This window comes from Tautonia sp. JC769, from assembly GCF_040717455.1.
GTDB lineage: Bacteria > Planctomycetota > Planctomycetia > Isosphaerales > Isosphaeraceae > Tautonia.
In genome coordinates this window covers 40,911-57,400 of record NZ_JBFEFH010000013.1, presented here as the reverse complement: position 1 = coordinate 57,400, position 16,490 = coordinate 40,911, and the positions used below count along the sequence as shown (strand labels likewise).

Annotated in this window: 6 protein-coding genes; all 6 read right to left on the bottom strand. The window is 69.8% G+C overall.

Going from position 1 to position 16,490, the window contains the following annotated elements; genetic code table 11:
* Positions 1–16: 16 nt before the first annotated feature.
* The 6 genes from AB1L88_RS14290 to AB1L88_RS14265 all read right to left on the bottom strand — a co-directional run bounded on the left by AB1L88_RS14290 (position 17) and on the right by AB1L88_RS14265 (position 16,103).
* On the bottom strand, positions 17–1,801 hold the full coding sequence (locus AB1L88_RS14290) for an FHA domain-containing protein (protein ID WP_367097346.1): 1,785 nt from the start codon (positions 1,799–1,801) through the stop codon (positions 17–19).
* A 260-nt stretch (positions 1,802–2,061) separates the two neighbouring features.
* On the bottom strand, positions 2,062–3,381 hold the full coding sequence (locus AB1L88_RS14285; RefSeq protein WP_367097345.1) for a reverse transcriptase family protein: 1,320 nt from the start codon (positions 3,379–3,381) through the stop codon (positions 2,062–2,064).
* A 76-nt stretch (positions 3,382–3,457) separates the two neighbouring features.
* Positions 3,458–4,327 carry a 16S rRNA (cytosine(1402)-N(4))-methyltransferase RsmH gene (gene rsmH / locus AB1L88_RS14280; RefSeq protein ID WP_367097344.1) on the bottom strand — a complete coding sequence of 290 codons (870 nt, stop codon included), beginning with the start codon at positions 4,325–4,327 and terminating at the stop codon, positions 3,458–3,460.
* Positions 4,328–4,387: 60 nt separating this feature from the next.
* Positions 4,388–6,286, bottom strand: coding sequence for an SWIM zinc finger family protein (locus tag AB1L88_RS14275; RefSeq protein WP_367097343.1), 1,899 nt, complete (start codon positions 6,284–6,286; stop codon positions 4,388–4,390).
* On the bottom strand, positions 6,283–12,795 hold the full coding sequence (locus AB1L88_RS14270) for a HEAT repeat domain-containing protein (RefSeq protein WP_367097342.1): 6,513 nt from the start codon (positions 12,793–12,795) through the stop codon (positions 6,283–6,285). The genes AB1L88_RS14275 and AB1L88_RS14270 overlap by 4 nt, the downstream gene beginning before the upstream one ends.
* On the bottom strand, positions 12,792–16,103 hold the full coding sequence (locus AB1L88_RS14265) for a BRCT domain-containing protein (RefSeq protein WP_367097341.1): 3,312 nt from the start codon (positions 16,101–16,103) through the stop codon (positions 12,792–12,794). The genes AB1L88_RS14270 and AB1L88_RS14265 overlap by 4 nt, the downstream gene beginning before the upstream one ends.
* Between the last annotated feature and the right edge of the window lie 387 nt (positions 16,104–16,490).

The following is a 16,490-nucleotide window of genomic DNA, read 5'->3' as shown; positions in this document are numbered from 1 at the left end:
GCGCGAGCGGATCGGGTCAGATCCAGGGGTCGTCGATGGCTTCCTCGACCGAGGCGTAGAGGTCGACCAGCTTCGGAAGCCGCATCGAGTCGAGCACGGGCAGGACCTTCGGCGAGACGCAGCAGACCCGCATGGCCCCGTGCTCGCGGTCGAGGTGCTGGAAGAAGGCGAGCAGGGCCCCCACGGCCCGGCTCGACAGGTAGTTGACGTGCTCCATGCTCAGGACGACCCGGCGCGGGAGCGGCTTGTCGAAGAAGGTCTGGAGGTCGTAGCGGAGGGGGCCGACGGTCGATTCGTCGTCGAGGAACGACTCGCGGATCCGGGCGACGAGGACCCCCCGCACGACCTCGCATGCCAGGGCGTTCGTGGAAAGTTCCGGGTCGGTGTGGGCCGAGTCGGGGTCGTACGATTCGGCCGGCTGATCGTCGGGGGTCGATTGGCCGGGGGAGGCCCCGGCCCCCTGGAGCGTCGGGATCAGGAGGGCGGTCGGGGCATCGGGGTTGGCCGACGCGGCCTGATCGAGCAGCCAGGAGGCGAGGATGTCGTCATCGGTCGGTGGCGACGAGCCGTTGACGGGGAGGATCTGGAGCGAGAAGCCGAGGACCCCGACCTGGAGGGAATCGCCGTCGTGCGCCTCGGCCTCCTCGCCTCGAAGGGTGCGGCCGGCGAGGATCGTGCCGTTCTTGGTGCCGTAGTCGCGGACGAAGACCTTGTCGTCTCGGCGTTCGATGATGGCGTGAATCCGGCTGATCGTCTCGCTGTTGGGTCGGAGCTGGCAACGGGCGTCTCGGCCGATCACGAAGCGGCGCCCCTTGATCTCGATGGCGCGACCCTTGGCCTTGCCGACGGCGACGATTAAACGAACGCAAGGGGCCCCGGCGGTGGGGTCGGGGGCCTGGGTGCCGAACGAGGCGTCGTCGGCCGGGGATTCGGCCTGCTCGGGGGAGGGCTGCGGCCAGACGCTTTCCAGGGCCGGCCGGGTGTCCGGGAAGATCTCGATGTGTTTGTGCAGGTCGGTCATGAAGAACAGTTGCGCGACGGCCGGCTGCACGGTGCAGACCTTCAGGGCGCCCCCTTCGGTGCGACACCGGTCGTAGACGCGGAGGACGGTGCTCAGGGCCTGGCTGGAGCAGTGCTCGACGTTGCGGAAGTCGAGCGCGATGCGGACCTTGCCGGCGAGGACCAACGCCTCGAGCTGCTGGGTGACCCGGCGGATGTCCTCCTCGTCGATCAGGTCGCGATCGAGGATGCGGGCCAGGGCGATCCCGTCCTGGTCCTCGATCGACAGGCCGTGCCGGGAGGGCGGGGGAGCCTCCTCGTGCGGGGGGTGCTCGGCTTCGTGGCCGTGTTCGTGGTCATGGGCGAGACGATCGAGGATTGATCGGGCGGTCCGCATGGCCGGCGAGAGGGGGATATTGGAATCCGAAGGGCTGGCGGCCGGTTGCAGCCCCTGGCGAGCCTTGATGGCGCGGGCCACCCAGGAGGCGTCGCGCCCGGCCATCTCGTCGGCGGGGGCGATCATCACGAGGTAGTGGACCGGGCCGGCGCACAGCTCGTCGCCATCGTGCAATTCGGTCGGGACGACGATGCGATCGCCGTTGACCAGGGTGCCGTCGGCCGAATTGATGTCCTCGACGAACAGGCGGATCCCCTGCCAGTAGAGCCGGCAGTGCCGCTTGCTCACCCGCCCGTGGTCGGGCCGGAGATGGCATGAGGGTTCACGGCCGATGACGCATTCGCGTTCCGACATGCGGAACTGCTCATTCCCGTAGGCACTGAGTTGGACGAGCCGAACCTCCATAGGATTGCCTCCGAGGGCCCTCGGGCCCTTCGTGATCAGGCTGCGGGGCCAAGCCTTCGCCTCGAAGCACCGACCGGCGTCGTCGACGGTCTTGTGGGGAGGGCGGGGACATTTCTTTCCGGTCTACATCCTCTCGAAGGTTGACGCAAGTCCTCCTCGATCAAATCGGGCGAAATTCTCAGAATTCCTGGTTTCTTGGACATGCAGGCATGTGGACATCCCTTTCGCTTAATTGGGAAGCTTGGGGCCGGGCATGCCGGTCAGTCGGCCGGGTCGCCGGGATCGGAGGGTGCGGGTGTGCGTGCCCACCGGGACCGGAGGGACTGGCCGAGGGCCGGGTCGGTCATGGAGACGTAGCTCACCAGGCCGGCGAGCCGGTCGGGGGAGTCGGCATCGGGTCGGGGGCGATTGGCGAGGTGGTTGTGGACCGCGGCCCGGAGCTGGCGGCGCAGTTTCCGGGGGACGCGGGGCGTCGCGTCGCCGTTGACGACGAGGCCGGTGACCTGCTGCCGTGCTCCGGGGCGAGCCACTCGGGTTTTTTCAAGCCGGACGGTGAACCCCTCGGACTCGACCACGCGACGGGCCTTGCCGAGCAAGGCACCGAGTCTGGGGTCCCCCTCATGGCCTCGAGGGAGGCTGAACGTGAGGTCGTCGGCATACCGCGTGTAGCGGTAGCCGAGCGACCGCGCGAGGCCGTCGAGGCGGCGGTCGAGTCGGAGGCAGAGGGTATTGGTCAACGCCGGGCTGGTGGGTGCCCCCTGGGGCAAGCAGCGGGGGCCGAGGGCGACGTAGTAGGTCGTCTTGCCCTGCTCGACGATTTCGCGAGGGGACTCGGTGCAGATCAAGGCGAGGAGGGTCGCCACCTGCTCGCGATAGCCGGCGCGACGGAAGATGCCCTTGACCCGCCGAAACGTGACCGAGGGGAAGAAGTCCTTCACATCCATCTTGACGACGATTGCCGAATCGACGTGATTCCTGGCATTCGAGAGGATGGATCGCCCGGCCAGGAACCCGTGGGCCGCACCGTGGACGGGCAGCTTCTCGGCGATATTGCGGAGAATCCAGTGCTGAGCGGCCTTGAGGGTGGGCATGGGGGCCCAGATGGCCCGCTCCGATCCGTCTCGCTTGGGGATGGTGAAGCGCCGGTAGTGCAGCGAGGTGGCCGCGTCGCGGTGGAAGGCGAGCCAGCGGAGCTGGGCGATGGTCAGGCCGAGGGCCTCGGCGAGGTCGCGAGGGGAGTCGAGCGGGGGCAGCTCGTTCTCGGCGGCGCGTTCCTCGGCGTCGGGGGCGTCCCACGGGTCCTTGGCGGGCTGGTCGTTCCAGTAGATGCCTTCGCCGAGGTGGACGATGTGGCGGGCTCGGTACGCGTTCCAGGCCTCTCGCTTCAGTTCCCGGCGGTGGGCGGCTTCTTCCTTGAGCTGCTTCTTGTAGGCGGTCCGCTCGCGATCGGACATGCTGTCCAGATCCCGGCGGGCGACGAGGAAGCCGCGCTCGGCCAGTTGATGATTCACATAGGCGTCGACGCCGCCGGCGTGTTCGATCGCCCGCCAGAGCGAGAGGAGGTCGGTGGCGCGGGACATGGGAGCCTCTCCTGGATGGGGGGAACACGTCGGGGGCCTGGGCGTCGCCGGTGGTCGCGATCGGGATGATCGCGGTTCACATCCGCTCGGCGGCGCGGAGCTTGGCGCTGCGGGCCCTCGGGTTCTGACGAAGTTCGCGGTCGCCGGCGATGACGGGCTTGCGGGTCAGGGGGCGGAGGCGGTCGTCATCGCGGAAGGCGGTTTTGACACGCTCATCTTCGAGCGAGTGGAAGCTGATGACGACGAACCGGCCGCCGATTCGGAGCCGATCGGGGGCGGCGGCGAGGAAGCGGTCGAGGATGGCCAGCTCGTCGTTGACGGCGATCCGGAGCGCCTGGAAGACGCGGGTGCTCGGGTCGATCCGGTCGCGGCGAGTGCCGGGAATGCCCCGGATCAGGGAAGCCAGCTCGTCGGTCGTGGTGATGGGGGCCCGGCGGCGGCGCTCGACGATGCGGTCGGCGATGGCTCGGGCTCGGGGTTCGTCCCCCAGGTCTCGGAAGAGGGAGGTCAACTCGTCGGCCGATCGTTCGTTGACGAGGGTGGCGGCGGTGATCGGCTGCGAGGGGTCGAAGCGCATGTCGAGCGGCCCCTCGCGCTGGAAGCTGAAGCCCCGGGAACTGGTGTCCATCTGGTCGGACGCGAAGCCGAGGTCGGCCAGGATGCCGTCGACCTGTGCGATCCCGAGCGTCTCAAGTTCCTCCCCAAGGCGATCGTAGGCCGAATGGACGAGCGTGACCGGCAGGCCCTCCGAGCGGTTCCGGGCGAAGTCGAGCATCATCGGGTCGCGGTCGAAGCCGATGACGCGGCCTTCCGGCCCGACCCGCTCGGCGATGGCGGCGGAGTGCCCCCCCGCTCCGGCGGTGGCATCGACGAAGATGCCGCCGGGCCTCGGATCGAGCCAGGCCAGGACTTCGTCGAGCAGGACGGGGCGATGGACGGCGGTCATCGAGGCACCGGGGATCAACACGAGGACGAGGGTCGGGGTGGTACGGGCCGGGGACGGGCCTCAACTGTCCGAGGCATCGAGGTAGCCCCCGGCCTCGAGTTCCGAGACGCGGGCGAGGTAGCTTCGCCTCGCGTCGTCGAGTGAGTTGAACGTCAGGCGCTGGCGGCGGAGCGGCTGCCCGGCGCGTCCCCAGTGAATCGTCAGGCGATGACGATCGAGGGCCAGTTGGTAGACCGTTTCGCCTCGGGAGTCGCGGCGGCTGAAGGCCCGGGATTCGGCGGTGATGGCCTCGGCAGGGGTCAGCCCCTGGCGGCGTTGGGCCTCGCGATCGGCGTGGGCGAGCCGGAGGGCGATCAGGTGGGCACAAGGCCCGTTCTTGAGCCCCTGGCGGCGGAAGAAGGGGCAGGTGCATTCGGCCTTGGCGACCTGCCCTTCGTCGGTCAGGAGCAGGACCGGGCGGTACTCGCGGCGGTCTTCGGCGACCTCGACCCGCCCGGCCAGTTCGACGCCGGAGGTCGCGATCCGGGTCTCGGAGACGATGGTCACGGCTCCCCGGCGGGCGATCAGGTCGTGGGCGGTGCGTTCTCGGGCGTTGCGGTATTCGAGGCGGCTGAGGTCGATCGGGGCGTCGGTCAGGGGGCGAAGCCGGTAGACGTCGGCGGCAAGGTCGTACATGATCCGCCCTTGCTGGCAGCCGAGCTGGAGGGCCTCGATCAACGGCTCCCACTTCAGCTTCGTGGCCTTGAGCAGGTCGCCGGCCCCGGCCTTCCAGTGGTCGGCCAGGTGGCTGAGCACGAGGTCGAGCTCGGCCGTCGTGTCCTGGGTCTTGCGGGGCAGGAGCAGGTCGAAGCGGATGGCCTGCGACCAGTTCGCCGCGGTGAAGCCGGTCAGGCCGAGGGTCAGGGTCAACGGCCCGGCGCGGAGGACCCAGAAACTCGGCAAGCCGCTGCCGAGCAGGTGGACCTCGATCTCCTCGACGATCGGGAGGAAGCGTCTGAGCAGGAAGAGGCGACGGCGTCCCCAGACCCGGACGACCCTGGCCGTCTTGCCCGCGTAGGGAGCGGCCGAGGAGGGGATGACCGTTTCCCAGGGCTCGAGGACCAGGCGAGGGGGCTCGCCGGGGACCAGCTCGATCCGGAGGCCGCGACGCTTTCCCTTGCGGTCGGCGTGCATTCGAAGGTGACGCAGGGCGTTGTAGAGGTCGATCGGGTTGAGGGTGAAGGTGTCGCGCGGCAGGGCGGCGGCCGATTGGACCTGGAGGAAGCCCCGGAGCCAGGAATCGGGGACCCGGATCGATTTCTCCAGGACGGTGCCGGTCCCTTCGGTCCGGACCGAGACCCCGTCCTGCCCGACGCTCAGCCGGGTGGGGCGCTCGCTGCGGAGCTGTTCGAGTCCGCGATGGAGCGCCTCGCTGAAGTCGATGTTCGTGGTGCCCCAGCGGGGGGTGACGGTCGGTTCCTGCTCGAAGGCGTCGAGGTCGACGCCGAGCTTGGCGTAGGTCCCTTCGTCCTTGCTGAAGACCTCGAAGAAGACCTGATCGGGATGGACGGAGACGACCGGATCGAGGATCACATACGCGAGCGGGTCGTTGCGCATCAGCCACGAGAAATAGGCCCGCTGCCCTTCCCAGAGGCCGAGGTTGGCCGATTCGGCCCGCATCCGGCGGTAGGCGAGGTAGGCGGTCCGGTCCTTCGGGACGTAGCGGTAGTCGCTGCCGACGACGGCGTAGAGCGCCCCCATCGCCTCCCGGAAGCGAAGCGGGTCGGCCAGGGTCGCCTCGAACCGCACGGCGGGGCGTTTCAGGTTGCCGACGAGCGAGAGCGTGGCGTGATCGTCGTCGGAGACGAGCGTGCTGGGAGCGGCGTAGGCGAGATCGACGTCGGTATGGGTCGGCGTGTCGACATCGACCACCTCGGGCTCGGTCTGGTGTTGCGGGGACGGGTCGGGGGCGTCGCTCATGGCGTCACCTCGTGGCGTCGGGGTTTGCGGGAGCGATCGCGGAGGCGCTTCGAGCGGCGGAGGGCCCGCCAGGCGGCCTTGCGGACGGTCTCGTCGTCGGCGTCATCGAGGCCGATGGCCCGCAAATGGTCCTCGGCCTTGGTGCTCGCGAGCGCCGCGAGGGCCTCGACGGCCCCGAGTCGGGCGGCCTCGGGCAGTGAGCGATCGGCGGCGACGGCGGCCAGGGGTTCAAGACGTCCGCGAGCCACCAGGAGCGGCAGGGCAACCCCCTGGCTGTGCAGGTTGGGGGCCGCGTGGCTCAACGGCGTGTCGAGCGATTGACCAAGCTGGTGGGAAAGCCGATCGAAACCGACCGGGTCGCCCATCAGGTCCGGGGCGATTGCCTCGCCTCGTTTCGCATCGAGCCGGGCGAGGGCATCGGCGGCGAGGGCGCGGAGAGTGGCCGGGCCCTCGCGGGCGAGCGTCTCAAGGGTGGCAATGAGGGTGGCAGGAGGTGACCGGAACAGGGTGAGGGCCTCGACGGCCGATCGGAGGATGCCCGGATCGGCCTGATCGGGATCGCTTGAGCGTTCCGAGGCGATGAGCTGGATCAACTCGTCGGCCGCCGATTCGGTCCGTCCCGCCGCCCAGGCAAGCGCGGCGATCAGACGGGCGTCGTCGTCGCGGCGGGGGCCGGCAACTCGGGTTTCGACCCGACTGGCTGCCGCTCGGGACGCGGTCCATCGTGAGAGCGCACTGGCAATCTTCGGGCCGGACGTCGTGTCCTGGGTCCGGCCGAGGACCTGGGCCGCGGTGGCGACCGCGGCGGCATGCTCGGAATCGATGGCGGCGCGGGCCTCGGCGAGGGGAGGTTCGGGGAGATCGAGCAGGATGGCACCGATCGCCCGGGCATTGGTCTCCTGGCAATGCGGGATGAGCGCGAAGAGCCGGGCCGGGTCGCCCCGTTCGCGGAGCCGATCGAGCGGCTCGGCCAGGGGGATGTCGAATCGTTTCTGGAGATCGGACCAGGTGGACCGGCCCAGTCCGAACGCATCGAACGGATTCTGAACGGCGGCCTCGTCGGGTTCGATCGCGTCGGGGCCGAACAGTTTCCGGGCGCTCCGGAGCGCGATGTAGGATTCGGGCCAGCCGGTTTCGCGGAGATGACGAAGCAGGAGGTCACGCGTGGCCGGTTCGTCATCGAAGGCGAGCAGGTCGAGGGCGATCGGGACGAGGTCGGGACGAGCCTGCTCGCCATGGGTCCCCGGGTCGGCAAGCTCGCGCACCCTGGCCCAGGCCTCTCGGGTCCCGAGCCACCGGAGGCCCCGCAGGGCCATCGCGGCGACGCTGCCGGGGGATCGGGTCTGGCGATCGAGGAGCTTGAAGACGTCGGCCGACCGGGGGCCGCGGCCGAGGTGGCCGATGGCCTCGGCGGCGACATCTTGCAGGGCGTGGCCGGATTCACCGGCGAGTTGCAGGATGCGGTCGAAGGCCCTCGGGTCTTCCAGCTCGCCGAGCGCGACGACGGCTCGGCGTCGGAGGGCGAGGTCGGAGAGGTAATCGACGGCCGAGAGCAGGACGCTGATCCCCTCGGTCCGCCGACCAAGGGCGAGCCCCTCGGCGGCGAGGAACTGGGTGACGGGGTCGGGATGCTGGAGCGCCTTGAGTAAGGGGTCGGCCGGGCCGTTGCGCTTGCGGAGCCGCCAGGCGAGGGCCTCGATCGCCTCGCGCCGGGGCCATTCTTCGGGATGTGCAGAGGCTCGCCCGAGCGGTTCGTCGACGGCCGATCCCAGGGCCCAGCGTGCCGGGGTGATGGCCCGCTGAATCAGGCGGGTCTCACCGAGGGCGAGGCAGCGATCGAGCAGCGCGGCGAGGGTCGCGTCGTCCCTGGGGTGTTGCTGCTCCAGCCATCGGCGATCCTCGGGGCGTTCGTCCCTGGGGTCGTCGATGGGTTGGTCGTGTCCGCTGACCGTGAGCGCGGCCTGGAAGCAGATCATGCGGGCCTTGGGCAGTCGCTCCATCAGGCGGAGCAGGCGATCGGCGTCCTCAGGCCGGCGGAAGCGGGCGGCGGCGGGGATGAAGGTGTCGGCGGGGGCGGTGGCGGCGGGATCGTCCTCGATCAGGTCGAGGAAGATGCCCGCGGCCCGGGAGTCTCCGAGCGATTCGAAGGCCCGCAGCACGGCCTGCCGATCCGAGGGTTCGGCCGCGGCCTTCAGGAGACGGACCAGGGACTCGAACGCCGAGGGGTCTTTGCGATCGGCCAGGGCGAACGCGGCCGCGCGACGGACGGCGGCGAAGCGGGAGGCGAGGGCATCTCGCAGGGCGGTCGGGGCGGCGGGGTCGGACTCGGCGGCCTCCTGGAGCCAGGAAACGGCGAGCAATCGCAGCGGCTCGAAGGCGGCATCGAGGGCCCTGGCGGCGACGATGGTGCGGCCTCGCCGAGCGCCGAGCAGTCGAGCGGCCTCGGTCGCCAGGTTGTCCTTGCGAGCAAGCATGACCTGCTCAAGCACCGATTGGCCGCTCGGGTCGTCCTTGCTGCCGCTGAGCAATTCGAGGCCGCGAACACCCACATCGGTCGGGCCGGCCGCCAGCGCCTCCGCGCCAAGACGCGTGGCGTCGGTGCCGAGCGATCGCAGGTGGTCGAAGGCGGTGTCGCGGACGACCTGGTTCGGGTCGGACAGGGCCTGGAGCATGACCGGGACAGCGGCGGGGGTGAGGATCGGGTCATCCTTGGCCAGCGCCTGCAGTCGGTCGAGGGCGGCGCGACGGATGCGGGCAACTGCCGCCTCGGCGGCCGGGTTTGCGGGAACCGGGCGCTTCTTCGACCGGCCCGATGAGGGGGGGATCGCCTGCTCTCGGGCGAGGCCGACATAGGCCCCGAAGGCTCGGGCCCGGAGTTCGAGGGCGGAGACCGGCCCGGATTGAGAAGGCGGGCGGTCCTGTGTCGCCGAGGGGTCGGAAGGACCGAATCGCCGGGAAAAGGTGGCGAGGGCAAGCTCGAAGGCGTCCTGTTCCTTCTGCTCGGGGCCGAGCAGGGGGAGGAGGCGGATCACCCCTCGCGCCCGGACGAGGGGGGGGGCGAGGACGAGCAGGTCGGCGAGCCTCTCGACGGCCTCCTCGGCGAGAGTCCAGGCGGCTTGCTCTTCTCGGTCGTTGATGAGTCGCGTGGCCGTGGCGAGCAAGGCGTCCGGATCGTGGGCGGATTGCAAGGCGTCGGCGGCGACGAGGCGGATGTGGGGCGATCGGCTCGAAAGGGCGGCGATGAGCCGGGCGGCGTCGCCGTCAGGGGCGTTGCGCTCGCGAAGCATCAGGAGCAGGAGGGCACGGTGCCGGATCGCTGCCTTCTCGTCGTCGAGGGCCAGGACCACCCGCCCTTCGCCCGAGGCTCCCAGGGCGACCGCGGTGGCGAGCCGTTCGTCGCGACTGAGGACCTTCGCCCCTTCGGTCGAGTCGATGAGGGGGGAGGTGGATGCGTCTCCTCGCAAGGCGAGGCCCATGGCGGCCCGGTACTTGATGTTGGGGTCGGCATGAGAGAGGGCCTGGCGGAGGGGGGCGATCGCCTCGGGATCGACGCACCAGACGAGCACCTCGGCGGCCCCTTTGCGAAGCGAGGGGTGCGTCGAGTCGAGCAAGGGGAGAATGGGGAGCACCGCCTCAGCGTCTCCCAGCTCGGCAAGACCCTCGAGGGCGAGCCCCGCCAGATCGAGCCAGTCGGGGCGGCGTTCCGACTCGGCAGGCTCGGGGGCGGCCGAGAGGGAAACGAGCGGCCCGAGGGCGACCCGATCGCCGTGCCGGGCCAGTGCCCGAGCCGCTCGGACGCGGACGTCGGAGTGGGGCGCGTCCAGGGCCGATGCGAGCAACGACCGCGCATCGCTCGACACCAGGGCGTCGATGGCCGCGAGCCGGACGTCTCGGTCCTCGTCGTTGATGGCCCGGGCGAGAACCGCGTGGGCCTTGGCCGAATGCCGTTTGACCAGGGCAGCAACGGCTTTCGAGCGTATGTCGGCGAAGCGGGCGCTCAGGGCCGCCCCCAGCACGTCGAGCCCCTTGTCCTTGGCCGAGGCGGCGGCGAAGGCATCGGCCCTGAGCTCGGGATCGGGATCGTCGAAGGCCTCGATCAGGAGGTCCCAGGCCCAGGGTTGGGCAAGCTGGGCGAGGACCTCGGTGAGGACCTCGCGGCGGACGTCGGCATGGATACTCTGGCGGGCGAAGCGGAGCGCCCCGGCCCCTCCTCCGGCGGCGGGGAGGTTCAGCGAGGCCTTGAAGGCCTCGGCCCGGATGGGAGGCGACCCGTCATTCAGGGCACGGACGAGGAGGCGGCCGATCGGGGTGCCGGCCGAGTTCGGTGGCGTCTTGCGAGCCTCGGCCAGCAGCAGTTGGAGGCCGCGACGGCGGACGTCGTCGTGATCGGCGTTCAGTCCGGCCTCGGCGGCGCGGAGGGGAGCATCGGCGTCGATCGATGCGAGGGCGGAGAAGGCGGCGTCGCGGACTTCCGGGGCGTCGTCGTGCACTAGCGACCGGAGGCGATGGCCGGCGGCGTCGTCTCCGAGGGCTGCCAGGGCGCGACAAACCTCGACGCGGGCCGAGGGTTCCGCCTCTCGACTGAGCTGCAGCAGGAGGCCGAAGGCCCTCGAATCACCCAGCAGGGCCAGGCCGCGAGCACCCCGGAGGGAGGTGTCGAGCGACCGGCTCGCCGAGGCGTTGAGCAAGGGAGCGAGATCGTCGGCGGTGAGGTCGGCTGACGAATCGGCCCCAGTGCCCGCCCTGGCCGCTTTTTTCGGGAGCGCCGTGACCCGGGGCTTTCCCTTCGGCTTCGATGGGCCGGAGGATTCGGCCGCCCCCCCCTGCCCTGCCCCGTCGGGAGCGTTGGCGAGGTCGGTGAGCTGACGATTCAGCTCCGGGTCGCGCTGCCGAAGGGTGGCGAGGAGGCGGGGGCGGGTATGAAGCATCAACACAAAAGCCACGCCGCGAACATCGGCGTCGCGGTCGTCCGAGCGGCGACGAAGCGCGGTGGCGACCTCGGGTCGGTCGAGCAGGTCCCGATGGAGTAACCGCACGAGGGCCCATCGCCGGACGTCGGCGTGCTTCGAGCCGAGCGCGATCAAATTGGGTTCGGGAGCATCGGGGGCATGGATGGCTTCCAGGGACTCGGCGGCCGAGCGGCGGACGTCCCACTGGCGGGCGTCGAGCGTGGCCAGCAGGCGATCGAGGGCCTGTTCGTCGCGCCAGGCGAGCGGTTCGAGTGCCTGAACGGCCAGGCGGCCGATCTCGGGGTGGTTGGTCTTCAGGGCGAGATCGATGGGGCGGAGATCGCTGGCGTCGGCCCGCGCGCGGAGTTGCTCGAAGACGAGGACGCGGATCCGCTCGTCCGGGTGATCGAGCAGGCCTTCGAGCAGGGGCACGACGCGAGGATGATCGGCCTGGCCGAGACGCCGGGCGGCGTCGAGGCGGAGCTCCGGATCGACGTCGACGCGGCAATGCTCGGCGAGCAGTTCGACGGCGGCAGAATCCGCGTCTCCGGAAAGCGCGGCGAGCGCCGCTTCTCGGCGTCGGGGGTCGCTTTGCGAGAGTTCATGCCGAGCCCGCGCGACCCCGTCGGAGAGGCGGGCGGTGGCGTCGCCGAACTTGCCGGCGGCATCGAGCACCACGAGGCGGAGCGTATTGTCCTCGCAGGCAATGACCAGGCGGGGGCGTTCGTGGACCGTCACGACTGCCAGGGCTTTCACCTTCGCCACGCCGTCTTTCAAGGTCGCCGGGCGGCTGCCCCCGGAGCGGGGCCAGGTCTTCACGGTCGCATCGAGCGATCCGGTGAGGAAGCGATCCCCGGGGGCCCAGATGATGCTCGTGATCAGCTCGTCGTGCGCGTTGCTCTTGCCCCGATCTTCCGGTTCGAGGGTTCCCCGGGCCAGCGTCGAGAGGAGCTTCCGGTCGGCCCCGGCCGAGAGGAATCGCAGCTCATCACGCTCGAACAGCAAGGCCGAGACGGCTCCCTCGTGGAGCTTGCCCGACTCGCTGAGGATGAAGTCGTCGCGGCCTTCGGCGGAGAAGACGGTGACGTCTCCCTTGCGTGTTCCCGCGACGAGCCAGAAGCCGGTCGGATCGCTGGCCAGGCTGGTGATCTCGGCCGGGAGGTCGAGCGTTTGAAGCGGATTGAGCTTGGATTTCTTGATCTCGGCGATCGTGAGGGTCGGCCCCGACGCGATGGCCAGCCGGTTGTCCGATAGGGGGACGAGCGCGACGAGGGGGCCGCCCGAGGACGTGAAGGCCCGGCTCGGCGGCCCGCCCTGGAGCGACCCGCGGTAGCAACTGCCATCGGTGCCGCCGATCCAGAGCTCGTCGTCGATCGGGCACAGCGACCGGGCTCCGGTCGGGATGGGATCGCTGGAAAGGTTCAGCGATTCGCAATCGAGGCGGTAGAGGGCAGTCGGCCGGCCTTCGGGATGCTCGGTGACGAAGGCGAGCCACTTGCCCGAGGAGGCCAGTGCCCGGATCGCTCCCCGGTACGTCAGGTACGATTCCTGGACGCTCACGAGGCGGTCTCCTTGCCGAGGGCTGCCGGGGCCTCCCCGAGGTCTGGCAGACCGGGGTGGGCGAGGCGAATGCGGGTGACGGCGATCAGGCAGGCGGCGTGTTCGCTCTTCCCATGCGACGCCAGAAACTCGATCAGCGGTGGCAAGGCCGCGCGGGCAAAGCCCCCGTCCTCGATCGCCAGATCGCGCAACGTCTCGATGATCGCGAGCTTCGCCAGGCGGTTCGAGAGGGGGCGAAGGCGATCGAACCCGTCACCGGTCCCGCCGTCATCGGTCGAGGCCGGTCGGCGACCGGGCCGACCGGGAGGCAGTTCGAAGAGCATCCGGCGCAGGAGGTCGCTCATGAGAGCCGCCGTCGACGGGGGCTGCTCGGGACGGGCGGGCGGACCGGACCCCCGGGCGATGACGGCCTCGGCTGCTTTCTTGCGGGCGACCGGGCCGATGGTCGGCTTCGGCGCGACGAAGGGGGACCAGCCCTCCGTCACATGCCGATCGCGGTAGAGCGACCACAGGGCTCGGAGGACGAAGGCCCGGACGGCGCGGTCGGGGCTCTCGGTCAGGCGGTAAAGTTCCTGAGGGAGTCGAAGCCGAGGGGACCTGGCGATCAACTTCAGGCCGAGGGCGCGGGTGGCGTCGTCGCTCGACTCGCAGAAGCGATAGACGGCGGCCGGGCTGAGGGAGTCGGGGTCGATCCGGTAGCGGCGAGCCTCGGGGACTGGCTCGGCCAGCAGTGCTTCGGCCACGAAGCGGCGGACGTCGGCGAAGGGGGCCTCGGCGAGGCGGACCAGATCGGGGCCGGAGGGGGACCAGCGGGCGAACTCGTAGCGGGCGATCGCCAGGGCGAAGGATCGAAGCGGCTCTCTCGACTCGGAGAACAACGGGCGGACACGGTCGAAGGTCAGGAATTCGTCGGGCACCTCGGCACCGGGGTCGACAGGCCGGTCGGTCTCGTCGAGGGCCATCTCGGGGCGATGCCGCCTCAGGTATTTTCGGGCGAACTGGCCGAGCCTGGCGTCCTCGGCCCCGCCGCCGATGGCCAGTTGCCAGAGCCGCTCGCAGCCGAGCAAGGTGGCGTCGGCCGAGACCTCGCGAGTGCGGCCGGTGAGCATCTGGAGGAAGGCGGTCTCGGAGATAATCCGGATGTTTGCCCCTTCGGCGTTCAGTTGCTCGGCCTTGACCTGCTTCGACCCTTTCTTCCCGTTCCCGTACAGAGGTGAGCCCTCGTCGCCGATGACGAGGTAATGCAGCTTGGCCGTCACTCCCGAGCCGACCGACCCGCCGGCGTTGCGGACCTTCCCCTCGGCTTCCTTGCGCTGCATCGTGGCCAGCTTGCCGGTGAAGAGGAACGAGGCCCCGCCGAAATCGACGGCGACTTCCTGCTCGGGCGACGAGCCGCTCTCGGCGTGAGGGGAGGGCTCGGAGGGGGCGAAGTCCGCCGGGACGAAGCCCTTGATCATGACCTCGACGGCGAAATCGTGATAGCGAGGCTCGGCCCGCCGGACGAGGGTCATGAGCCAGTCGAATCCGAGGTCGGCCGGCAGGAAGCGCCTGACGTCGCGGAGCCAGGCCAGGACCCGATCGGCCAGATCTTCGTCGAAGGCCAGTTCGCCCCCCCACCGTTTGCCGATGGTGCGGGCCTTGCGGACGGCGGGGTGGTCATCCCAATCGGGATGGAATGCCAGCGCCTTGAGCAGGTCGAGGGGGATCGAGGCGGCCTTGAGCCGCCCTTCGTCGATCCAGTCGGCGGTTTCCCATGAGGTGCCGGGGCGGAGGAGCAGCAGGGAGAGGAATTCGGGGTCGAACGCGTTGGGATCGAACCGGGCGAGGTGGTCCATCGCGAAGCCGACCACGTCGCCGGCGGGCTCCTCCGCCGTCCGGTCGTCTCGGGCGATCAGCTCGCGGAAATAGGCGTCTCCCAGCGCCTTGGGAGAGTGAATCTTCGGGAAGAGTTCCGAGACGAACTCAAACGCCTCGTCGCTCGGGGAGAAGAGGCGGTCGGCGAACCACTCGGGCGTCAGCTCCTTCGGGCCGAAATGCTTGCGGAGCGCCGCGGCGGCGAAGTCGTGGCCGTGTTCGGTTTCGAGCAGGCGCCCCCAGGCGTCGAGGCCGACGTCTCGCCTCGGGTCGCGTTCGCCGAGGAGGTCGCCGGCGAGTTTCCGGACGACCTCGCTGGAGTTGTCGGCCAGGCGGATCAGGGTGGCGACGGGGAGGTCGCGGGCGTGCGTCCGGGCGTACGAGGCAGCATACGATCGCGCCTCCTCGCTCGGGGATTCGAACAGGCGAAGGACCGGCTCATGCAAGCCAAGGTCGCGGAAGCTCCCTTGCTCGAACTTCGGCACGTTGCCGAGGATCCAGACGACGAATCCGTGGACCGCCTCGCTGGGCGAGTCGATCAGCCGGACGACCCAGGCCGGTTCGACCTCGCGCAAGGCGGCCCGGAAGTCCTTCTTCAGGGCCTCGGCGGCGTGAGCCCGGACCACGTTGCAACGGGCCCGCTCCAGTAATCCGAACAAGGGGCGCGGGCTACGTCGCCAATGCTCGGGGAAGGCTCGGGTGGTTAACGGATCCTTCTGGGTCGCTCCGAACACGAAGCGACTCCGGTTGTATGGCTTCGAGCCGGCTCGCGTGCTGGAGCCGTGATACAGCAGGTGGTTGTAGACCCACGATCCTTCGGTGCGAGCTCGCCAGGTCCCCCAGGATTCCGGATAGCGTGCCAGCACGGCCGACGCGGCATCGGGATAGGCCACCGGCATGGCCTGGCCGATCCTCCGGAGCCATCTCCAGCCCCGTCGCACGAGGTATGCTATCGTCCGTCGGCTGATGGCGTGGTCGTGGGTGGCATAGGCCACGTCGAATCGGGCCACGAGAGCGGCGAAGAGTTCCAGGTCGTGCTGGGCCTCTGCCTCTTTGAAAATGCGCTTGAAGGCTCGCCAGGGGCCGTAAGTTAATGGGACCGTGTCGATGAGGCGAAGGAGGCAGGAACGGGCGAACGGAGAGTTCTCGGTCCAGAGGCGGGAGATGACCTCGTGTAACATCAGGCGGTCGGGCAGCGGCACCTCGGCGTCTGGGGCTTCGACCGCCGCGATGCGTTGGGTGCGCTCGATCCGCTGCTGATCCGGCGATTTCTTGCGAAACGCGCGGGTTTGTGTCTCGGCAAGAACGCGATCGAACGTCGGTGCTCCGTCTCGGAGCGGAGCCTCGGGTTCGGGGTCGGGCTCCGAGGCGATCGCGACGATGAGATCCACGAGGATCGGGTCGCGAGCCTCCCAGGCTCGGCGTACGTCGTCGATCGTGCGTCGAATCGCCACGGCGGTACGCTCCGTCGAGCCGGATCAGGATGGTTGATGGCACGTCAAAAGATGTCGTTCGATTTGGACAACCCGGCCAGCGTTTGAGACTGGCCGGGCCGCCCAAACCGAAGACTCGTCTCGCCCGGATCGGCAACGGATGACACAGGAGCGTCTACCACCAGACCTGGGACATCGAAGGCTCACTGGCCCGCCGCCCCGGGGGTGATTACCTCGTCGGCGGAACCGCGATCGGCGCGGTTGGACCAGGCCCGCCGACGAGGTAATCACCCCCGGGGCGATCAGCGGGCCTGAAACAGCCTTCGTTGTGATGCGAAGCGGATCGTTTCCACGGGCGGCGCAACGCCGCCCCCGACGCCGAAGCGTCGAGCTAGACCTGGACTCCTG

Coding starts and splice junctions, on each gene's coding strand:
- AB1L88_RS14290 (WP_367097346.1), bottom strand. CDS start 1,801: ATGGAGGTTCGGCTCGTCCAACTCAGTGCCTACGGGAATGAGCAGTTC.
- AB1L88_RS14285 (WP_367097345.1), bottom strand. CDS start 3,381: ATGTCCCGCGCCACCGACCTCCTCTCGCTCTGGCGGGCGATCGAACAC.
- rsmH (WP_367097344.1), bottom strand. CDS start 4,327: ATGACCGCCGTCCATCGCCCCGTCCTGCTCGACGAAGTCCTGGCCTGG.
- AB1L88_RS14275 (WP_367097343.1), bottom strand. CDS start 6,286: ATGAGCGACGCCCCCGACCCGTCCCCGCAACACCAGACCGAGCCCGAG.